Source organism: Paucibacter sp. Y2R2-4 (assembly GCF_025717535.1).
In the GTDB taxonomy this organism is placed as follows: Bacteria; Pseudomonadota; Gammaproteobacteria; order Burkholderiales; family Burkholderiaceae_C; genus Paucibacter_A.
The window spans coordinates 313,688-335,037 of record NZ_JAJIRO010000004.1 but is presented as its reverse complement, the minus strand read 5'-3'; the positions used below and the strand labels follow the sequence as shown (position 1 = coordinate 335,037).

Below are 21,350 nucleotides of genomic sequence, written 5' to 3'. Positions count from 1 at the left end.
CCCGAGGCTGCTGACCCGTGCCCTTGGTCATGTTGAGCCCGCGTCTAGGGGTATTGCCTGAGCAATGACGCCCCCGCCTAAACAGACCTCGCCGTCATAGAGCACCGCGCTCTGGCCCGGCGTGACGGCCCATTGCGCCTGGGCAAAATCGAGCCGGAACTGGGCGGGCGCCGGGGTGTCGGGCGAGAAGGCGCAGGCCGCATCGGCTTGGCGATAGCGGCTCTTGGCGCCGAAGCCGCCAAATTTGGGTGGCGCGCCGGTCCAAGAGATGTCGTCGGCGATCAGGCTTGGGCTCAGCAGCCAAGGGTGCTCATGGCCTTGCACCACATAGAGCGTGTTGTTCGCCATGTCTTTGCGCGCCACAAACCAGGGCGAGTGATCGCCGCCGCCGCGCGCCGCGCCTTTCTCTTTGACCCCGCCAATACCCAGGCCCTGACGCTGGCCCAAGGTGTAGAAGGACAGGCCCAGATGCTCGCCCAGCTTGCGGCCGCGTTCGTCTTTGATAGGCCCGGGCTTGTGGGCCAGATAGCGGTTCAAGAACTCGCGGAAGGGTCGCTCGCCAATGAAGCAAATGCCAGTGGAGTCTTTTTTCTTTGCGTTGGGCAGGCCGATCTCCTCGGCGATGCGGCGCACTTCGGTCTTGTGCAGCTCGCCCACCGGGAACAAGGTCTTGGCGAGTTGGGCCTGGTTCAGGCGGTGCAAGAAGTAGCTTTGGTCCTTGCTGTTGTCCACGCCCTTGAGCAGTTGCGTTTGCCCCTCGAACTCTCTGACGCGCGCATAGTGGCCGGTGGCAATCTTTTCGGCGCCGAGTCGCATGGCATGGTCGAGAAAAGCTTTGAACTTGATCTCGGCATTGCACAGGATGTCGGGGTTGGGCGTGCGCCCGGCCTGGTATTCGCTCAGAAAAGCGGCGAAGACTCGGTCTTTGTAATCGGCAGCGAAGTTGACATGTTCGATTTCGATGCCGATCACATCGGCCACGGCGGCCGCATCAACGAAGTCGATATTGGACGAGCAGTACTTGCCGTTCTCGTCATCGCTGTCGTCGTCTTCCCAGTTCTTCATGAAAATGCCGACCACCTCATGGCCCTGCTTTTTCAAGAGGTAGGCGGTGACGGCGGAGTCCACGCCGCCGGAGAGGCCGACGACGATGCGTTGCTTGTGATTCATGGCCTGAATTGTCCCGCATGGGCTTCACCTTTGCTTCGCGCCGGCTCCACGCTTGCGGAGTGACCCCTGCTCCTACAATCAGCCCTCATTCTTCAGGCGCGCTTGATGCGCCCAGCCACCGAGCCCCAGCCCCATGACCCAGCGCCCCTTAAAGATAGCCTCGCGAATATCCTCGCTGGGCGAGCGCATTGGCTTCAAGGACAAGGCCAAGATCTACGCCGGCGCGCTGCTGCACCCCGATTCCACCCGCCGCTGGCTGGCCTTTGTGGATCAACACCCAATGCTGGGCGGCGCCTTGAGCGTGCATCCCAAGCTGCTGACCAAGATCTACCGCCCCTATTTTTCTACCCAGCTGGGCTGTGCCAGCCGGGTGGACCTGCTGATCGAGCATTACAGCTTCTTGATCGCGCATGGCTGGTCCGATCTCTTGGCCGCCTCGGCCGTGCAGAACCAGACCCTGTGTGAGTTTGAAGGCAAATCGGGAGAGAGGTTCCAGCTGGAGCTGTCCGCCGTGCATGAAGGCCACCGCGAAGGCGAGCTGTGTTTGCGCTTGATGCTGGGCACCGAGATGGTGTTCAACGCCTCGTTCTTGTTTTTGCAGCGCCAGGGGCGTCCTTGTGTGGCCATCGGCCGCTTGCAGGGCGGCAATACAGACGGCGCGCGGGATCTGGTGAAGAAGGCCACTCGCGACTTTTACGGTGCGCGGCCCTCGGCCGTCTTGGTGCAGGCGGTGCGTCAGATCGGGCTCTTGATGGGCTGCGAGAAGCTGCTTTTGATCAGCAACCGCGAGCGCATCGCGCTCAACCCCTGGCGTCGCCGCAAGATCACGTCTGACTACGACACCATGTGGACCGAGTTGGGCGCCACCCAATGCGATTCGCGCCAGTACGAGCTGATCTGCGCCGAGGTGCCTGCGCCTGATCTGGCCGAGGTGGCCTCGAAAAAGCGCGCCGAGGTGAAGCGCAAGTTTGCGCTTTTTGATGAGATGTATGCCGGCTTGGCCGCTCGCTTGGACGGTTTGCAGCCCGCGGCAGAAGCGGCTTCTAGTTCGACTTGATCAGCGGCGCATACAGCGAGGCATCGACCTGAATCGCCTCTAGGGGCAGGCGGCGCCCGCTCAGATGGTCTTCCACACAGCGCAAGACCAGCGGGCTGCGATGCCGTGGGGCGCTGGCGCGCAATTCATCGACCGTCATCCACACCGTGCGCACAATGCCGCGGTCCAAAGCTTGGCCGGCAATGGCTTCGCCCACCGTTCCCGTGAAGGCCAGGCGCACATAGGTGACATCCTCTAATCGCGCTGGCCGTAGGAAACGAGCCATATAAATGCCCAGCAAAGCCTCGGGCACGAAGTGTCGGGCGGTCTCTTCCAAGGCTTCGCGCACCACTGCTTGCAGCGGTGATTCCCCCGGGTCCAAATGGCCGGCTGGGTTGTTCAGCTGCAGGCCTTCGGGGGTTTCTTCCTCCACTAACAGAAAGCGCCCACGGTCTTCAATCACCGCGGCGACGGTGACGGCGGGCTTCCAGCGTTCGCTGTTGTTGGACATTCACGACTCCTTGTTCCCCAGGCATGCCCGGGTGTCATCTACCCCCTCTATTGTGTAAGCTCAATGCAAGCACTCGAGGGCGCAAGGCCTTTCGATGATCCTTTGTTGCAAGACAGTTCGGCGCCATTGCTGCGCAGGAGGGAAACGTCCATGCTGATAGGAGTTCCGCGCGAAAGTGCGGCCGGAGAGACGCGCGTGGCTGCCACGCCGGAAACGGTCAAGAAGCTGAAGGCCCAGGGTCATGTCTTGCGCATCGAGCGCGGCGCCGGTTTGGGTGCCAGCGTGACCGATGAGGCCTACAGTGCCGCCGGCGCCGAGATCGTCGACCGTGCCCAGGCCTTTGCGGCCGACTTGCTGCTCAAGGTCAAGAGCCCCAACGCTGAAGAGTTGGCCCTGATCAAGCCCGGCACAGCCTTGGTGGGCATGCTCAACCCCTTTGACCGCGATGGTTTGCAAGCCATGGCCGCGGCAGGGCTGACGGCTTTTGCCCTGGAAGCGGCGCCGCGCACCTCGAGGGCGCAAAGCATGGATGTGTTGTCCAGCCAGGCCAATATCGCCGGCTACAAGGCGGTGATGATCGCCGCCGACAAGTACCAGCGCTTTTTCCCCATGCTGATGACGGCGGCCGGCACGGTCAAGGCGGCGCGGGTGGTGATTCTGGGTGTGGGCGTGGCGGGCTTGCAGGCGATTGCGACCGCCAAGCGTCTCGGCGCGGTGATCGAGGCTTCCGACGTGCGGCCCTCCGTCAAGGAACAGGTCGAATCCTTAGGCGCCAAGTTCATCGATGTGGCCTATGAAACCGACGAGGAGAAAGAAGCCGCCGTCGGCGTGGGCGGTTATGCCCGGCCGATGCCGCAGAGCTGGCTGGACCGTCAAAAGGTCGAGGTGGCCAAGCGCGTGGCGCAGGCCGATGTGGTGATCACCACCGCCTTGATCCCGGGTCGCGCCGCGCCGGTGCTGGTCAGCGAAGACATGGTCAAGAGCATGAAGCCGGGCTCGGTGATTGTGGACCTGGCCGCGCCGAATGGCGGCAACTGCCCGCTGACAGAAGCCGGCACCACAGTGGTCAAGCATGGCGTGACCTTGGTCGGCGAGACCAATCTGCCGGCCCTGGTGGCGGCCGACGCTTCGGCGCTGTATGCCCGCAACATCCTCGACTTTTTGAAACTGGTCATCAGCAAGGAGGGCAGCTTCCAAGTGCCCACGGATGACGACATCGTTGCAGCCTGCCTGGTGACCCAGGCCGGCGAAGTGACTCGAAAGGCCTGAAGCCATGGAACTCGTCAACCCGACCATCACCAATCTGATCATTTTCGTGCTGGCCATCTATGTGGGCTACCACGTGGTCTGGACGGTAACTCCTGCCTTGCATACGCCCTTGATGGCCGTCACCAATGCCATCTCGGCCATCGTCATCGTCGGCGCCATGTTGGCCGCCGCCTTGACCGTCACTGATTTGGGCAAGTTCATGGGCACGCTGGCGGTGGCACTGGCTGCGGTCAATGTCTTCGGTGGCTTCTTGGTGACGCGCCGCATGCTGGAAATGTTCAAAAAGAAGGACAACAAGAACGCCAAGAAGTCCTCGGAGGCCAAGCCATGAGCATGAATCTCGTCACGCTGCTTTACTTGGTCGCCAGTGTCTTTTTCATCCAGGCCTTGAAGGGCTTGTCGCACCCGACCACTTCGATCCGAGGCAATCTCTTTGGCATGGCCGGCATGGCGATTGCCGCCGTGACCACCGCCGCGCTGATCGTCAAGTTGGCCAATGGCAGTGCTTTTGGCCTGACTTATGTGCTGGCCGGCTTGGTGATTGGCGGCGGCTTGGGTGCCTATATGGCGCAAAAAGTCGAGATGACCAAGATGCCCGAGCTGGTGGCCTTTATGCACAGCATGATCGGCCTGGCGGCGGTGTTCATCGCTGCGACTGCGGTGTTGGAGCCGGCGGCCTTTGGCATTACTTCAGCGGGCAGCATGAGCATTCCCGGTGGCAACCGGATCGAGCTGGCGCTGGGTGCCTTTATTGGCGCCGTTACCTTCAGCGGTTCGGTGATCGCCTTTGGCAAGCTCTCGGGCAAGTACAAGTTCCGCCTTTTTCAGGGAGCGCCGGTCTCCTTTGCGGGTCAACATAAGCTCAATCTGGCCTTGGGTTTGGCCGCTGTTTTCTTCTGCTTCGGCTTTTGGCATTCTCAGAGTTGGATGGACTTTGGCCTGATCTTGGCCCTGGGTTTTGCGCTCGGTGTGTTGCTAATCATCCCCATCGGCGGTGCCGACATGCCGGTGGTGGTGTCCATGCTGAACAGCTACTCGGGCTGGGCCGCGGCCGGCATTGGCTTCTCGCTGAACAACTCGATGCTGATCATTGCCGGCTCCTTGGTGGGCAGCTCGGGGGCCATCCTCAGCTACATCATGTGCAAGGCCATGAATCGCAGCTTCTTCAATGTGATTCTGGGTGGCTTTGGCGGTGATGCGGCGGCGGCTACGGCTGGCGGGGCAGTGCAGCGCTCGGTCAAGAGCGGCAGCGCCGACGATGCGGCCTTCATCTTGGGCAATGCCGAGACCGTCATCATCGTGCCCGGTTACGGCCTGGCCGTGGCGCGCGCTCAGCATGCAGTGAAAGAGCTGGCGCACAAGCTGACCGAGAAGGGCGTGACCGTCAAATACGCCATCCACCCGGTGGCGGGCCGCATGCCCGGCCATATGAATGTGCTGCTGGCCGAGGCCGAGGTGCCTTATGAGCAGGTGTTCGAGATGGAAGACATCAACGCCGAATTCGCGCAAGCCGATGTGGCCATCATTCTCGGCGCCAACGACGTGGTGAACCCCGCCGCCCACGTCAAAGGCAGCCCCATCTACGGCATGCCGATTCTTGAAGCCTACAAAGCCAAAACCATCATCGTCAACAAGCGCTCCATGGCCTCAGGTTATGCAGGCCTGAATAACGAACTCTTCTACATGGACAAGACCATGATGGTGTTTGGTGATGCGAAGAAGGTTGTGGAGGATTTGGTGAAGGCGGTGGAGTGAAAATGCCGACGCCGCTATGGCTATGTAGCCACTGGCCTTGATAGTCCCTGATTTTCTTTCATGTCTGAAAACAATCAATTTATAGATCGCCATTCCCGATTGAGATCGATCAGTACCCTGAGACACGCTTTCCTGTTTTGCTTGATTCTTGGTCTTGGCGGAACTCTGGTGGTTTGGGATGCTGTTCAGGGCCAGGTACGGTCTGTCGCCACTCTGGAGTTCTTTCGACTTTCCGGCTCGGCCTTGATCCTGACCCTGGTGGGCTGGAGCCTCGCAAGACTCGCAGGCTGGGAAAGGATTCAACAGAACGCGGCGCTTTTGTTGGGTGTCAGCCAAGTCCTGGCCGTGGCTTGGCTTTACCTTCGATCCACCATCAACGGAATTTCCGGCAGCTACCAAATACCGGCCTGGCCCGTCTCTGGTTTTGAACTCTATGGCTTGGCCTTGTTGCTCACCGCGCTTGGAGTCGGTAAGCAAGGACTGGTTCGCTCAGTCCGGGAGTTGAAAGGCCTCATCCCCAGCATGATTTGGGTGTTGGTGGCGCTGTTTATCGTGGTGCAGCGGGAGCTGCCGCGCGATCTCATGTTGTCTTCGGATCCTGATCAGCATCAGTTCTGGGCCCACCAGTTGCTGAAGTTGGGTTCAATACCGCGAGATTTGGGTGATTGGGGACCCCTGGACTTTCAGTATCCGGCGGGCTTCGCCGCGCTGTGCGCCTTGTGGTCCTGGCTGTCAGGCACGAGCGCGGGGAATTCCGTGACCTTGCAGCCGCTTTTGCAGTCCGTACTGGCCGTTTTGGCCTTGGCTGGACTGAGCGGCGAGATTTGCAGGAAGGCCCCGTTTCGCCACCAAGCCGTCATGGTGTTTGCTGGTCTGGCGGTTTTCTTTGGATTCTTCCCTTTCAGCTTGCTGAAGGAGTTCTATTCGCAGTCCAAAACCGGCAGTATCAGCACGCTGCTACTGTTTGTAACGGTGGTGGCTTTGTCCTTATTGCAAATGCGTGGCCGCGGACGCTTCCGTGCAGAGTTGGGATGGTACGTTGGCGCATTGGGCTTGGGTTGGTCAGCCTTGATCAATCCGGTCGCTGTCATCACCCCTGGCATCTTTTTCTATGCCTGCTTGGCTTGGCGTTTCTACAAGTCGGGCGATTCAAACGCCAAACGGGATGTATTGGGCTTGCTCTTGTTGGCCGTCGTGCCCTTGGTGCTGATATTCCTGGACCCCTATTACTCGGCGAGGTTTTTCGCTCAGCGAAGCACAGGCCCCCTTGAAACTCCGCCTGATGTTGTCATTCAACAACTTTCTTTTGCTCACGAGGTGTCGCAATACCTTCGAAATCTGCTGGTTCGAGGCGAGTTTGTGCGCCCCTTGTTGCTCTTGCAGTATTTTGCGCATCCAGTGCTGGCCATCGGCTGTATTGCCGCCCTGGTTCTGTCGCTGGTGTTTCTTTCAAATAAGGCAGACCGTAGCGCTTGGCTTGCTTGGTTTGTTGGGGCCCCGGTCCTGTGTGTCTTGCTTCAAATCCTTTTCTTGCCGGTGTTTTATGCACTCAGGAACAAAGGCGATCTTTACCTGCTCGAGCCCTACTTTTTAGAAGCAATCAATAGACTTGCCTACTTATGGCTAATGTCCGTGCTGCTAACGGCACTGGCGCTAGGCATTAAATGTTTCAGCAATGGATCGTTGCGCTCCATCGCAGGATTGAGCGCCGCGGTGCTCTTGCTTTTTCCTTTGCACAGTGTTCGAGACCGGCTCCCGAGCCAGCTTGATCTGGACTTCCGCCAGAGTCACTGCAGTCTAAAGAGCTGCGATACACGGGATGACGCCATCGTTCTTGCAAGCTTGAACGCCATCTATGAACAAGAGGCAGCAGCGAAATCGAAACTGGTACCGCCAGGCCCGATGTCACGGGTGCTCGTGCCGAATCAGGTGCGCGATATTTGGCGGGAAAGATGGCTTCTGCCTGTCGGCACAGCGAGGAATCTTCCTGCAAATACAAGCTTCCCTTTGGCATTCTATTACTACAAAGGCGATCCGGAATTTAGCTACCGAAACTACGTGGAACGTGTCTGTGAAAATTTCGACGTGGAATGGCTCAAACAGCACCGAATCAAATACATCTATCTGCCATCCGACAGAGATAAGGCATGTGTATCTGGCGTTGAAGGTTTACTCGCCTCAGATCAACTCGTCGTGAAGTCAGGCAAGGCGGCAATGATTCGAATTTACTGAGTTAGCTCTGGTAGAAGTGTCACGGTTCATCAGGGACTTGAAAAAAGGGGGTAAAAACTAGCAATTGGATACTCAGCCCATCTAGCAGTAGATAAATAAAATCGGGTCTAAAGGAGTGCTGGGAAGGGAGTAAATGTTTAATTCACGTTGTTCCTGCACTGATAAAAATGGGCCGCGCTTAGTCCCGTTAGTTCGTGAATGCCAATTGCTGATCGAACAAGGCTTTGGTTGGGCCAAAACGGCCTGGGGATTTGGTCAGGTGAAGTTGCGCGCGGTTTGAATAAAGTGGATCAGCTGTTCGTGCTGACCATCGGGCATCCAATTTGGTGTGTATGCGTACCTTGGGAAAAATCTGTCCAAAGATGACGTTCTGAGAGAAATGGATCCCTTTAGGGTCGCAAAACAGGCTCAAAACCATCTAAATGGGGCCAGTTATTCTTGGCTGCGAGAACTGCGCCTCATTCGAAATCAATGCACGATTAGGGTGCAGGTTACTCCAACAGCCTGCTAAGGCCATGGCCGCAATTCAAGTCGTGTCAGTGCCTTCTCTAGCCTCGCCTTGTTCACTTGAAGCCGGTGAGTGGATCGCAATCAGCACAAACTCGTTGTAGGTAAAAAATCGTCCGACCCAGCGCGGAAACGGAAACGAAAAAGCGTGGACAACTGGGCAGTCAAGTTGAGCGGCTACCGCCCGGAGCGCCGTCAGATCCATGAATTCCACGTGTGTCGGATCACTCGCAAATCCTGCCTCCTGCGGAGTAATGAGGATGATTTTCGCGCCTGGGCGTAGATATGAAAGATACTCGGTGATCAGAGGGACGAGCTGTGCGCGGGTCATGTGTTCAGCCACATGGGCCAGTAGCAAAGAATCAAAACAATGAGGGCTGGCAAACTGGGATGCTTTGAATTCGTCGGGCGTGAAAGCCTGGAGCCCAAGTTTCCTTGCATACGCAACCGAAGTCGCATTGTGATCGAGACCGACACCATTGCCATCAAGGTGTGAAAGCATGCGCCCGATACCGCAGCCGATCTCGAGAGTAAATCCGGGGTCGAGCCGGCGCAAATTCCAGCGGTAAGGCGCCTGGACATTGAACCGCTTCTTCCACCCTTGTGCCGGCAATTGAACCAATCGGTCGGTGTAGGCAGAGTCCTGGGTGGTCGGGGGCATTGACTTCATCACTGAACCATACCCTTTTAGCGCTTTTTTGCAACTCTCTCAATTAATCATTGCGTAATGAAGCGTCGGATTGGATACAACTACCACGTGACTTCGTTCAATCCGTCCTTGGTGTTTGACGCACATTCTGAAATCCTCCCAACATAAGCCATCAACCCTTGTAGCAAGCCGAGGGTTGCGGTTTTACTGAATGGAGTTGGCGGCTTGAGAGCGGCCCGGGAAGAATCGATTCCCTGGTAGCGGCGACCAGTTCAAGGGCCTGCGCGGTGGTGGTCAAATTGTCGCCAATGCAAAAGCACCTTGTGTGGCACCAGTCGCTGCCTCAATCCGCCCGTATAGGAAAGAATGCTCTTGGGTGTGCCGAAGTCCGGACCAAGCAGCGCTTACTTCCACTTCTCTTTAGGCCGCATCTGCAACCGTTCGGCCACGTTCGCGCCAATCAGCCAGCATGCGCCCTAGACGCATGCCCGGCTTCTCGACCGCATGCCAGCTGAGCGCAGCCAACGCACACGTCATTGGAATGGAAATCAGCAAACTGGGATACGCTTTCAGTTCCGGCAGCGCGTGAGCCAAATACTGCTGCGCGACGAAGCCATAGATGTAGATGCCGTAAGAATAGTCGCCAGGTAGGCGAACGCGCAGCGCCTTCCAGGCGCTCAATACCAGCACTGTGTTGACCACAAAGCAATAAAAGGCAGCAATCCCCAGCCATGTCCCCTGCATGCTGAGCGCGACTAGCAAAGCCGCGCCCGAAAGTCGTGCGTCGATGCGGATGCTGTGACGGCAAACATAGCAAACCATCCCTAGCGCAAACAGCAGGGGCATCTTTTCTTCGCCTGATGCATTTAACTTAAAAATCTCAGGTGCCGGTCCGAAGCCGGTCGGCCATAACAACAGAGTTAGCCCCATGACGACTAGCAAGCAGCGTTGCTTTGTTTTGAAGACGCCAAGACAGCCCATTAGCAGCACCATTGCGTAACAACGGATTTCGATGGGCAAGGTCCATAAGGAGCCGTTGACCGCACCGGGGTAATGATTTGAAATGAATACGCCAGGCAGCGTGTAGCTGATATTTTGGAGTAGTACGTTTCTCAACATGTACTCGCGGGTGTGCCAGGAGGTGATGTAGTGCCACAGGGGCATTGATGTGATCAGTGGACCTAGTACAAAGACGGTCATGCAAAGACACGCAAGCAGCCCAGGCCAGATTCTGGCGACTCGCATCACCACGAAGCGAAAGACGCTCCGGCTCTGGCAGAAGCTCCCCGTGATGAGAAGACCACTCAGAAAAAAGAACACGTCAACCGCAACGGCGCCTGAATAGGTAAAACCGAATACCTTGTTGAGGGGCTCGACAGCCCCACCCGTAGGATGTAGCGAAAAGGCGTGGCCGAAAATCACTGCCAGGGCAGCGATCATCCGGACCAAGTCGAAGTTGTTCTGGTCCCTGCTCAGGATGGAGTCAAGTGTTCTTACCGGCATGGAGTCTGAACGAGCCCCAAATCGGCCTGGTTGGCAGCCGCGATGCACATCATCGAGCCGATGTTGTCGGCCAGAACTTTGGCCCCCACATCAGTGACGGGGGCCTGTTGATCAGCTGGTATATGAATGCACATTTCTAAAAATTTCACGCCACTCATCTGTCAAATAGTTTTACTCAGTAAAACCACCAACTGCTGATAAATAATTTAGCAGAAATTCCTAAGTTCGGTTGATTGGATTGGATGCCAGCAGCGCCACTAAAAATCTAAAATATATGAGGGCTTGCTTAAATTCAATATTGAATATTGAAGATGCAATTTGAAAGCAAATATTTAACTTAACTATAGTTTTCCTTTGGGCCTTATGAGACATTTTTAATTTCCCTGAATTCCGTAATTCTGCGGACAACCAGTCGTACAGTTGAACTTCTTCTTTGAATCTAAGGAGGGATTTTGTCATGACCGATGTTGCGTTCTCTTTGTGTCTCCTGTACTGGTAAGTTTGGTGGGTATACAAACCTAGATATTTCTTTCCGGACAGCAATCCTCTAAGAATGAGATCAAAATCAAGAACCATCTTTAATTCTGAATTGAAGCGCAGACTCGTTCTTTCGGGGCGATAGCACAAAGTTGGGCAAAAAATGTAGTTTCCAGATATCAGGCTATTTACTGCCGGGAGGCCTTCCAAATAAATCAATCCATTTTTCGATAGTGGAATCAATTTCTCTTTGTACCGATCGGCAAACGAGAATATATTTTTCCCCGAAGCGTCTATTATTTCCGTGCGGGCGAAAAAAGCATCAACATCTGGAAATTTCTCGGCGGCTCCTAACATATTTTCGGCAAAGTCTGGGCATAATTTATCGTCAGCATGTAATATATTAACTAAATCAAATTCACAGCCCAAGTCTAACGCTTGATTCCAGTTCTTGGCCATGCCAAGATTTTCATGATTTCTACGCAGCGTGACTCGATTGTCTCTTAGTCCGTACACCAAAGACTCTACACTTGCGGCTTCTGCTAGTGAAATAGAGTCATCGAGAATAACTAAGTTCCAACTAGAATTGGTTTGTTTCAATACGCTATCGATTGTTTCCTTTAGTAAGTCGACGTTACTGAAAAATGGAATAGCAAAAAGTATTTTCATTTTGAAATGCCTGAATTTCGAGTGAGTTGATTTATGTTAATTTACTCTGGAAAATCGGCAAGATTGGATGATTAATTTAATTAATGTAATGATGCGCGTTCTTAAAGCATCCGTCCCGGCGAATAATAAATTCGCAAAAATTGGTGACTACTGCATGCTCTGGACTGGCGTCCGGTGCCGAACTCTACGTGGCACTGATGCAATATCGTATCCAAGGAACGCAAGTATTAATTGAATTCCAACGAGGATAGGTAGGGCAGCAAGCATGACGGTGCCGGCGGGTGTCGGCGAACCAATACTTGCAGAATTAATCCAACTGTAAGTGCCGAATATGCTACCAAAAGCAAGCATGCTGATCCCGAGTGGGAGTTCAATTGATGCAATCGAAAGGTCTCGTAAATAATAGTTATAGAAAATCCTCTTTGAACAATTCCTGGCGTGCTTGTAAAGAAATTCCCCAATGATTTTCGAAATTTTTAAATTGCTGACCTCGTCCGCATATTTTGCATGCATGGGGACGTCGACAGCGACAGCTTTGATCGTATTGAGCCGAAATAGCATGTCGGTTTCGAAGAAATACCTGTTGCTGATTCGGTCGAATGGCAGAAGCTTGGCAACGTCAGTATGAATCGCGGTATAGCCATTGGTAGGGTCGAATAAATCCCAGTAGCCGGTCGATATCTTTGCCATGAAGGACAATACAGCATTGCCAAAAAGACGCATCTTGGGCATTGACCTGATTTGCTCTAAATCGAAGAATCGGTTACCTTTTGTATAGTCCGCTTGGCCCGTTAAAATTGGAGCGATGAAGCTGGGTATCAATTGTGGGTCCATTTGCCCATCACCATCGACCTTGACGACAACGGTGATTCCTTCTTCGATTGCGGCCCTATAGCCCGCCATGACAGCTCCGCCAACTCCAAGGTTTATAGGGTTGCGGATGATTCGAACGCGAGAATCGCGGCAATTTTCTGCGAGGAAGTTCGCTGTTTCTTGAGGGCAGCAATCATCGACTGCATAGATGACATCCACATCCAGACCAATGCCGCCGATAACATCCAGTATGTGTGCTTTTACCTTGAAGCAGGGAATTACTACCGCGATCCTAGGAGATTTTGACATCGTTGATGATTTATCTCGGGCCTGAATTTGTGTTGCGCTCATTGAGGAAGATCTTGTTTACTTAGTTGAGGCGATCTGAATCTTTGTAAAGACAATATCCTAGACTGAACCAAAGAATCAGCATTTGAACGAAATATATAGCCATCTGATTTTCAGAAAATTGGCTGATGGATTGATGTCGGTTTGCATGCAACAAAAAACCAACACCTAGCAGCACCGCTAAAGGTATGTGCACTGGGTTGCATCTCCAGGCAATCATGGCATGCATGGCAAGTACCGACATCGAAAAGAACAACACGCCGAGCGCTAACATTGACGTACTATCTGCGGCTGTTTCAAATTGAGAACCAAAGAATATTTTGGTGATGGCGTGCGGGAATACATGCAGCACAGTCACCAAGCCAGTGCCGCTGATTAAAATCACTACGGCAGTTAGTGTGAGTGTTTTTATTCGTGCCGACCGGCTTGTTTCAGTCAGCATGCGCGGGTAAGCGATGGCGATGACGGGGTAGGCAGTAAAGAACGTAAGTTTTGCAATCGTTGCGGCGGCGGCATAGTCACCACTGACACTTGGATTGAAGAATTGAATTGCAAATTGGTCAAGTGTGAAAGTCGCGTGTGTCAACATAAAGATGAGCAAAGTTGACATTTCGATTTTGATATTTTTGGTTTGCGAAGCGATTTTGGTATGGTTGTGTGGGTCTTTGCTTCGTTTGTATAGTACTGCCAATAAAAATATGAAAAAATAATTTATAACGTAGCCACCCAGCGCGCCGCTGATACCAAATCCCGCTGTCAGTAAGATCCAACCTGCGGCTAGGCGGGCAATTGCTCCATAGCAGGCAAGGTCAGCCTGGGCCCGGACCTTACCGGTGCCGGCGAGGTAGCCGAGTACTGCAGAACTTATGATCATGGCAAACAGACAGAGTCCGCCGATAAAAATTTGCGAAGTGTTGGCGTTCAGTTGTTGTTTGAAGGCGAACAGCACTGCTATCAGGGTGGCCGCACCAAGCGCGGCGTACTTCCATGTTGAACCGAGCACCTGGTTCAGTTTCAGCGTATTTGTGCTTGTTTTGACGGCTTGGGTTGCGCCGGCCTGGATCGAGTTGGCAAATACGCCGCCCAGTGAAATCAAGCCTAAGAGCGCACTGAACGTCCCATAGTCAGCAGGTTTGAGGCTGCGGCCGGTCATGACGATGAAGCCGTAGGAAATGACGTTGGTGAGGCCAAAAATTACTCCAAACAGCAATGCATCCCAAAAGGCAGCCAGCCATGCTTTACTCTCTGTTGCTATGGGCATTGCGTTTGAATCTCATTGAATCGTTTTAGGGCTTTGGTTTTTGTCATTCCGTTCCATTTGGCCTGTTGATGCCTAGGCGGCCGTTTGAATTCATCAGTGAGTCTAGAGGCTTGGCGCAGGATAAGCTTATCCTTAGCTCTTTTGGCTTGATTCACCCCCCACGACTGAAGGATTGGCACTTGAACTTGAGTTTTTCTACGCGGTGGCTCGTATAAGGCAAAGTTGCTGCAGTTTCCACCAATTGGGCTTGCTTCTCGTATCGGCGAGAATCCGGTCCAAACGATCGGAGACAAGACCCATGCAGAAGACCTGGCTCAAGAACTACCCTGAAGGGGTTCCTGCCGAGATCCACGCCGAAGAGTACCCATCGCTGGTGAATTTGATGGACTCGGCGTTCAAGAAGTACCCGAGCCAAGCGGCCTACAAGATGATGGGCCGGCAGATCACATTCGCGCAGCTGGACGAGGCTTCGCGTGCCTTGGCTGCCTATTTGCAAAGCCTGGGGCTGGAAAAGGGCGACCGGGTCGCGCTGATGATGCCCAATGTGATGCAGTACCCGGTGGCGGTGTCTGCCGTGCTGCGAGCTGGTTATGTGGTGGTCAACGTCAATCCGCTCTACACCCCGCGCGAACTGGAGCATCAGCTCAAGGATGCCGGCGCCAAGGCCATCGTCATCCTGGAGAATTTTGCGACCACCTTGCAGCAGGTGATCCAGCAAACCCCGACCAAGCATGTCATCTTGGCCTCAATGGGCGATATGTTGGGCTTCCCCAAGGGCCTGATCGTCAATTACGTGGTGCGCAAGGTCAAGAAACTGGTGCCGGCCTTTGAGCTGCCGGGCGCCGTGGCCTTCAACGATGCCGTCTCGCGTGGCCGTCAGCTGAGCTACAAGGTGCCTAACGTTGGGCCCAATGACATCGCGGTGCTGCAATACACCGGCGGCACTACGGGCGTGTCCAAGGGCGCGGTGCTGCTGCATCGCAACCTGGTCGCCAATGTGATGCAGGCCGAGGCCTGGTATCGGCCGGCTCTGAAGAAGATCCCCGCGGGCGAGCAGCTGGTCAGCATCTGTGCTTTGCCGCTGTATCACATCTTCGGGTTCACCACGAACATGATGTTGTCCATGCATGTGGGCGGCTGCAATGTCTTGATTCCGAACCCGCGCGATATTCCCGGCACCTTCAAAGAATTGGCCAAGCACCGTTTCCACAGCCTGCCTGCGGTCAACACTTTGTTCATGGCCATGGCCAACCATGCGGACTTCAATACCGTCGATTGGAGCGGTTTGGTGATCGCGGTGGGCGGCGGCATGGCGGTGCAACAAGCCACGGCCAAGCTGTGGTTGGAGAAAACCGGTTGCCCGATTTGCGAAGGCTATGGCTTGAGCGAAACCTCGCCGGTGGCCAGCTGCAACCCGACCGACAGCACGGCCTACACCGGCTCCATCGGCCTGCCCATGCCCAGCACCGAGCTGTGCCTGCTGGACGATGCCGGCCAGCCGGTGGCGCCGGGCGAGCGCGGGGAGATCGCGATTCGTGGCCCGCAGGTGATGGCCGGCTACTGGCAGCGCCCCGATGAAACCGCCCAAGTCATGACAGCCGACGGCTTTTTCCGCACTGGCGATATCGGCACCATGGACGAGCGCGGCTTCTTCCGCATCGTGGACCGCAAGAAGGACATGATTTTGGTCAGCGGCTTCAACGTCTACCCCAACGAGGTGGAAGATGTGTTGACGCAGATGGACGGCATTTTGGAATGCGCCTCGGTCGGTATCCCCGATGCCAAGGCCGGCGAGGCGGTCAAGGTGGTCATTGTTCGCAAGAACCCGGCCATCACCGAGGCCGATGTGCGCGCTTATTGCGAAGCCAATCTGACCGGCTACAAGCGCCCCAAGATCATTGAGTTCCGCGATGAGCTGCCCAAGACCCCGGTCGGCAAAATCCTGCGCCGTGAACTAAGAGACAAAAGCTGATCCGGCAGGGCGTTTTGAGCCGGTTCTGAGGGGCAGATCGGACTAGAGTCTGAGCTGTTCAGGAGGAGGCGCCGATGCTAGATCGGGCATATGTGAGGACCGAGGCCGGCCGCGCCGAAATCAAGGCGCGGGCGCTGCCGATGTCGCGCAGCGTCCGCAATTTGCTGCTGATGATTGACGGCGGCAAGACGGCGGGCGAATGGTTGGGGCTGGTGCAAGGCATCACGCCCGTCGATATCACTTACCTGCTGGAGCAGGGCTTGATTGCGGCGGTGTCAGGCAGTTCGTCAGCCGATGCAACTGCTGTTCAGGCATCGATCATCGGGCCAGCTTCGACAACGGCCTCCAGCAATGCCGACGCCGATATCTCCCCCTTGGACTACGAGCAGCTCTACGGCTTTTTGACCCGACATGCCAAGCAGTATCTGGGTCTGATCAAAGGCTACCGCATGGTGCTGGAGGTCGAACGCTGCCCCGATCTGGCGGCACTGCGGCAGCTGACTCAGCGATTCATTGCCGAGGTCAGCCAAGCCCAGGGAGAGGTGGTGGCCGATCAAGTGCGCCGCGCCTTGTCGATCAAAACCAGCTGAACTTGCTGGCACACTGGGGGCCTGTCCCCACCCCAAGCTTTGAGTTCGCCATGCCGCCGCGTTTTTTTGTCGACACTCCGCTGGCTCAGCTGGCCGCCGATGTTTCTTCTGATCTGAGCCTGCCGCCCGCTGCGACTCGCCATGTGCAGGTCCTGCGTCTGCAGCCGGGCAGCCCGATCACGCTGTTCGATGGCTCAGGTTTTGAATGGCAGGCCGAAGTCGCCGCCATGGGCCGCAGCGAGGTGCGGGTGCATCTGCAAGCCCGCCAACTGGTGCAGCGCGAACTGCGCCAACACATCACCCTGGCGCTGGCGATGCCTGCCAATGACCGCATGGACGGCGTCGTCGAGAAAGCCACCGAGCTGGGCGCCGGCGGCATTCAGCCTTTGATGAGCGAACGTTCGGTGCTGCGCCTGAGCGGCGAGCGCGCCGAGAAGAAACAAGCCCATTGGCGCGGCGTGGCGGTGGCTGCTGCCGAGCAATGCGGCCGCACCCGCATCCCCGAGATCGGCGCGGTGCAGTCCTTGGGCTCATGGCTGGCCGGCTTAGGCCCGCAGCCCGCCGGGCAACGCCGTTGGCTGCTCAGCCCGACGGCGGCTCAACCCTTGCAAGCCCTGGCCGCAGCTCAGGCCGAGGCTTCTCACACTTTGGTGCTCAGTGGGCCGGAAGGTGGCCTGAGCCCCGCCGAGGAAGAGGCCGCGCGCGCGCAAGGCTTTGTCGCCGTGCAACTCGGCCCACGCATCCTGCGTGCCGACACAGCACCCTTGGCGGTGCTGGGCTGGCTGGCGCTGCAGTTGGGGTGATGAGCTGCCGCGAGGCTGGCGATTGCGCGTTCAAGGTGGGTGTCGCAGCGGACTTGATGTTGTAGCTGTGGCCGCGCTGAGGGCGCGACTGCCCAGGCTGCGGGTGCAGCTATCGGTGGCAAAACCCTTTTGAGGCGAACCACGGGCGGCCAACGCTTGCTGCTCGCCCAAGCGCAACTCGAAGCCGCAACTGGCGGACCCTCCCGTAGGAGAGTCAATTTCTATTGTGCGCAAGACTGGTCCGTAGAGCACACGCGTTATGGACCAGCGGGTCCTTATCTTGACCTGGCCCATCCCTTCGAAGTGCAGGCGGCTGTAGACCGGCCTCCCTTCGAAGATCAGGCCCACCGCCGCCAGCTCTTCCTGAGGGTCAAGCGGCGATACCGGGCATTCGCAGGCGCAGACGGCCAGCGGACCCAACCCGGCGAGCAGGGCCAGAAGCGCGCGGCGTAAGGTCTCGGGTAGCGCTTTACTCATCCTTTTCAGGACACCTCACAGCGCCGCAAGCCGGCCTTGCGTGCCTGGAAGCCAGCCGGCCAGCGGGTGGCGGCGTTGTAGCAAGCGCCCTCGAAGCGCGCGCTGGCGAGTTGCGTGCTGCGCAGATCCAGGTCGAGAAAGATCGCTCCACGCAGATCGGCGCCACGCCAGTCGCTGCCGCGCAAGCTGACCTTCCAGAAGCGTGCCCGCTGCAGATTCGCTTGGCGGAAATCGCTGCCTTCGAAGTTGCTGTGATCAATCGCCAGATCGCTCAGATCGGCGCGTGAGAAATCGCTGCCGCTGAAGTCGCTGTCAGAGACGTTGTAGCCGGCGAGATTGCGGTCTTGCATCGGCATGTTCTGCCCGGCGAAGTGATGGAAGCTAATGCCAGGACGACTGGCGTAGGCCGGATAGGTTTGGCGCTGCCTGGGCGCATACGGGTGGCCTTGGCTCAGCCCCGTCAGCGGCGGGTTGCCTTCGCAGCCTTGCCATAGCGGCAGCAAGGGCAGGGTTCGCAGATCAAGGTCGGCGGGGAAGCGGGTGTGGCAGTCGATCAGGGTCGGCATCCAACGAACCAGATCCAGGCGCGCACTGGACAGATCGGTGCCGCGCAGATCGGCCATGGTGAAGAACTCGCTGCTGTAGCCGGCAAAAGAGACTCCGCGTAGATCACTGTGGCTGAAGCTGGCGCCACGAAGATTGGCGCCATCGAGCTGCGCGCCAGACAAGTCCAGCGCTTCCGCCTGGCTGCCTTGCCAATCGCTCCCACTGAGCTGGGCCTGGCGCAGATTCACCTGCTGAAGCCGCGCTTGTACGAAGCGCGCCTGGCTCAGGCGCAGCCGCGAAAGATCGAGCTGACGCAGCTCGCTGCGGCTGAAGTCCACGCCCGATAGCGAGGCGACGGTGCCTGCTGGCGCAGCGCCATCGGCGGTGCTGGGCGCAGCGGCAAAGCGAGCTCCGTCCAGTTTTGCACCGACGAAGCTGCTGTTGTCGAGTTTGGCGTCGCGGAAATCGCTGTCGCGCAGATCGGCGCCGCTGAAGTCGAAACTGTGCAACCGGGCAGACTGGAACTGGGCGCCGCGCAGGTCCTTGCCCGAAAAATTACCGGCTTCACCTTGCGCGGCCTGATAGCCCTGGAGCGCCAAGCCGGGCTGGGCCAGCTCAGCGTAGCGACCCATGCGCATCAGCGCTTCGCTGCGTCCGCGCAGGGCCGGGGCGTTCTCGCGCTGCTCGGCCAGCACCGCCTCAAAGCCGCCCAGGGCCTGGTCATGGTGGCCCAGACCGAAGCGGGCTTGCGCCAGGCCAAGCCGGGCGTCGATCTCTGCTGGCCAGCCTTGCAACAGAGTGTCGAAGACCTGCGCTGCCTGCTCAAAGGACTGAGCTCGCAGCAGGAAGCTGCCATAAGCCTGTTGTAGCGCAGGATCGTCGGGTGTTGTCTTGATGCGGGCCTCGAAATCGCGTCGCTCGGCCTGATGCTTCTGCAACAGCTCCGGACCTGGACTCCATAAACAAAGATCGCTCCAGTAGCCGCTGCCGGACTGGCCCAAGGCCACCATCAGGCGTTCCGTGCCGATGGCGTCATTGAAACCGCCCGCCGCGTCGCCACCGGCTGGCGAGTCCACGGTGATGATGGCCTGAGCTGCCGGCCCCTTGAAGGATTCCAGCAGCAGATAGCGGCCGCGCAAGGTGCGCGTAGAGGGACGTTTGGGATCTTTACTGCGCTCAGCCTCGCTGAGCTCTCGCTGGTCGATCAGCTTGCCGCGAAACAGCAGGCTGGCACCCAGGAATTGCTGCTCGGGGCCGCCCTCCATCGAGCAACTGGCAGCCTGGGCCGTGCCCGCCAAAGCGATGGCAAGGGTGCCGATCAGGTGATGCCAGCGGTGTGGAGTCACGCAGAAATATGACGGAGGTCTTGCAGTTGCGCTGAGCATGTGGAGTCGCGTTTTCCCAAGGCGAACTCACAGCCTAGCTCAGACCTTTAGCTTTGAGGCGCGCCTTCTTCAGGGTGCTGATCTTCGCCCCCACGAGGCTTGCGTGCCGAGCCCTTGATCAAATCAAAGCGGAACAAGCGACATTCGATCGGGCCGTTCCACATCGGGAATTTGCGCGATTCCTTCAGCCGCATCTTGCTGGGCAGCTTCATGTCCGGGCAGAGCAGCCAAGCGGTCCAGCCGGCTGGGTTCAGCGTGTAGGCGCGCTTCCAGTGCGAGGCCAGGCGGGGGAAGAAGTCGTCACCGCCGTCGCGGGCTTCAGAGCCATAGGCGTCGCGGCTCATCTGCACATTGCCGGCCTTGCCGCGCACCTCGATGCGCTCGCCATAAGGCGGGTTCATCATGATGGTGCCGGGCATGCCCTCGGGCAGTTCGGGCGCTGGGCGCTCCAGGGCGTCGCCGCCGTTGAACTGGATGTACTGGGCCACGCCGGCGCGCTCGGCATTGCGGCGCGCAAAGTCGACCATACGGAAGGACACATCGCTGCAAAAGATCGGCACCGCCGGCGCATGCTCGCGATCCTTGGCGGCTTGCTTGATGGCTTGCCAGCGGCCGCGCAGCGGCACAAAAGGCAGTTGCTTTTCAAAGGAGAAACGTCGTTGCATGCCGGCGGCCATGCCGCAAGCGATCTGCGCGGCCTCAACGGCGATGGTGCCGGAGCCGCAGCAGGGGTCATGCAGCGCGCCGCCGGTCTCGGGCGTGCCCTTCCAGCCGGCGGCGGCCAGCATGGCGGCGGCCAGGGTTTCCTTCAGCGGCGCATCGCCCTTGTCTTCACGCCAGCCGCGCTTGAACAGCGGCTCGCCCGAGGTGTCGATATAGAGCGTGGCGTCGGTCTCGCTCAGGTGCATCATCACCGGCAGATCGGGGAAGCGGGTGTCCACGCTGGGGCGCTCGCCTGTGGCGTCGCGCAGCACATCGCAGATCGCATCCTTGACGCGCAGATTGGCAAAGTTGAGGCTTTGCAGCGGCGAGTGACGTGCCGTGGTGTCGACGCGAATTGTCTCGGCAGGGGTGATCCACTGCGTCCAGTCGATGCGGCGCGCTAGGGCGTAGATATCGTCCTCATGGCGATAGCCGCCCGAGATCAGCTCGATCAGCACGCGCTGCGCCAGCCGGCACTCGAGGTTGAGCTTCATCACGCCCTCGAGATCGCTCTTCAGTGCGATGCCGCCGCGCAGCACCTCGATATGCGTTTTGGGCAGGATGGCCCGCACTTCTTCGTCGAGCAAACGCTCCACGCCCGAGGGGCAGGAGACGAAGAGATAGTGCAGGTTCTTGGGGGTTTCTTTGGCGGCCATGGGTCTATTGTCCCAGGAA

17 protein-coding genes are annotated in these 21,350 nt (G+C 57.4%); 8 read left to right on the top strand and 9 right to left on the bottom strand.

The features are described 5' to 3' along the window. Positions 1-27: 27 nt before the first annotated feature. Positions 28-1,170: a tRNA 2-thiouridine(34) synthase MnmA gene (mnmA, locus tag LNV06_RS16675; protein ID WP_318013508.1), complete on the bottom strand. Its 1,143-nt coding sequence runs from the start codon at positions 1,168-1,170 to the stop codon at positions 28-30. A gap of 133 nt (positions 1,171-1,303) precedes the next feature. Between mnmA and LNV06_RS16670 the strand changes: the two genes are divergently transcribed. Beyond that, positions 1,304-2,227: a DUF535 family protein gene (locus tag LNV06_RS16670; protein ID WP_263539423.1), complete on the top strand. Its 924-nt coding sequence runs from the start codon at positions 1,304-1,306 to the stop codon at positions 2,225-2,227. On the opposite strand, the gene LNV06_RS16665 is transcribed toward LNV06_RS16670, so the two are convergent. Next, the gene (locus LNV06_RS16665; protein ID WP_263539422.1) at positions 2,214-2,717 is read right to left on the bottom strand and encodes an NUDIX hydrolase; all 504 of its coding nucleotides are present in this window, start codon (positions 2,715-2,717) and stop codon (positions 2,214-2,216) included. The genes LNV06_RS16670 and LNV06_RS16665 overlap by 14 nt on opposite strands. A 150-nt stretch (positions 2,718-2,867) precedes the next feature. Between LNV06_RS16665 and LNV06_RS16660 the strand changes: the two genes are divergently transcribed. From LNV06_RS16660 to LNV06_RS16645, 4 genes are read left to right on the top strand one after another with little or no spacing between them, the layout of a single operon-like run. After that, positions 2,868-3,986 (top strand): Re/Si-specific NAD(P)(+) transhydrogenase subunit alpha, encoded by a 1,119-nt coding sequence (locus tag LNV06_RS16660; protein ID WP_263539421.1) that lies wholly within the window; start codon positions 2,868-2,870, stop codon positions 3,984-3,986. Positions 3,987-3,990: 4 nt separating this feature from the next. Next, a complete protein-coding gene (locus LNV06_RS16655; RefSeq protein WP_263539420.1) occupies positions 3,991-4,317 on the top strand; it encodes an NAD(P) transhydrogenase subunit alpha part 2 in 327 nt (108 codons plus the stop codon). Further along, positions 4,314-5,741 (top strand): NAD(P)(+) transhydrogenase (Re/Si-specific) subunit beta, encoded by a 1,428-nt coding sequence (locus LNV06_RS16650; protein WP_263539419.1) that lies wholly within the window; start codon positions 4,314-4,316, stop codon positions 5,739-5,741. Before LNV06_RS16655 ends, LNV06_RS16650 begins: the two co-directional genes overlap by 4 nt. 60 nt (positions 5,742-5,801) lie before the next feature. Further along, positions 5,802-7,973: a hypothetical protein gene (locus tag LNV06_RS16645; protein WP_263539418.1), complete on the top strand. Its 2,172-nt coding sequence runs from the start codon at positions 5,802-5,804 to the stop codon at positions 7,971-7,973. A 526-nt stretch (positions 7,974-8,499) separates the two neighbouring features. On the opposite strand, the gene LNV06_RS16640 is transcribed toward LNV06_RS16645, so the two are convergent. The 5 genes from LNV06_RS16640 to LNV06_RS16620 all read right to left on the bottom strand — a co-directional run bounded on the left by LNV06_RS16640 (position 8,500) and on the right by LNV06_RS16620 (position 14,200). Next, the gene (locus LNV06_RS16640; protein ID WP_263539417.1) at positions 8,500-9,141 is read right to left on the bottom strand and encodes a class I SAM-dependent methyltransferase; all 642 of its coding nucleotides are present in this window, start codon (positions 9,139-9,141) and stop codon (positions 8,500-8,502) included. A 408-nt stretch (positions 9,142-9,549) separates the two neighbouring features. Next, positions 9,550-10,632: an acyltransferase family protein gene (locus tag LNV06_RS16635; protein WP_263539416.1), complete on the bottom strand. Its 1,083-nt coding sequence runs from the start codon at positions 10,630-10,632 to the stop codon at positions 9,550-9,552. Between the two features lie 219 nt (positions 10,633-10,851). Then, positions 10,852-11,778, bottom strand: coding sequence for a glycosyltransferase family 2 protein (locus LNV06_RS16630; RefSeq protein ID WP_263539415.1), 927 nt, complete (start codon positions 11,776-11,778; stop codon positions 10,852-10,854). A gap of 147 nt (positions 11,779-11,925) precedes the next feature. Further along, the gene (locus LNV06_RS16625; protein WP_263539414.1) at positions 11,926-12,942 is read right to left on the bottom strand and encodes a glycosyltransferase family 2 protein; all 1,017 of its coding nucleotides are present in this window, start codon (positions 12,940-12,942) and stop codon (positions 11,926-11,928) included. 19 nt (positions 12,943-12,961) lie between these two features. Beyond that, complete coding sequence (locus tag LNV06_RS16620) at positions 12,962-14,200, bottom strand: MATE family efflux transporter (protein WP_263539413.1); 1,239 nt, start codon at positions 14,198-14,200, stop codon at positions 12,962-12,964. A 298-nt stretch (positions 14,201-14,498) separates the two neighbouring features. On the opposite strand from LNV06_RS16620, the gene LNV06_RS16615 reads away from it, so the two are divergent. From LNV06_RS16615 to LNV06_RS16605, 3 genes are all read left to right on the top strand, one after another. Continuing rightward, positions 14,499-16,172, top strand: a complete 1,674-nt coding sequence (locus tag LNV06_RS16615; protein ID WP_263539412.1) for a long-chain-fatty-acid--CoA ligase — start codon at positions 14,499-14,501, stop codon at positions 16,170-16,172. Between the two features lie 74 nt (positions 16,173-16,246). Next, the gene (locus LNV06_RS16610) at positions 16,247-16,762 is read left to right on the top strand and encodes a hypothetical protein (protein ID WP_263539411.1); all 516 of its coding nucleotides are present in this window, start codon (positions 16,247-16,249) and stop codon (positions 16,760-16,762) included. A gap of 50 nt (positions 16,763-16,812) precedes the next feature. After that, entirely contained in the window at positions 16,813-17,565 is a 753-nt protein-coding gene (locus tag LNV06_RS16605; RefSeq protein ID WP_263539410.1) for a 16S rRNA (uracil(1498)-N(3))-methyltransferase, read from the top strand. A 482-nt stretch (positions 17,566-18,047) separates the two neighbouring features. Here LNV06_RS16605 and LNV06_RS16600 read toward each other — a convergent pair whose 3' ends face one another. Together LNV06_RS16600 and LNV06_RS16595 are read right to left on the bottom strand one after the other, a co-directional pair. Beyond that, positions 18,048-19,934: a pentapeptide repeat-containing protein gene (locus tag LNV06_RS16600; protein WP_263539409.1), complete on the bottom strand. Its 1,887-nt coding sequence runs from the start codon at positions 19,932-19,934 to the stop codon at positions 18,048-18,050. An 86-nt stretch (positions 19,935-20,020) separates the two neighbouring features. Beyond that, entirely contained in the window at positions 20,021-21,331 is a 1,311-nt protein-coding gene (locus tag LNV06_RS16595) for a THUMP domain-containing class I SAM-dependent RNA methyltransferase (protein ID WP_263539408.1), read from the bottom strand. Positions 21,332-21,350: the final 19 nt, after the last annotated feature.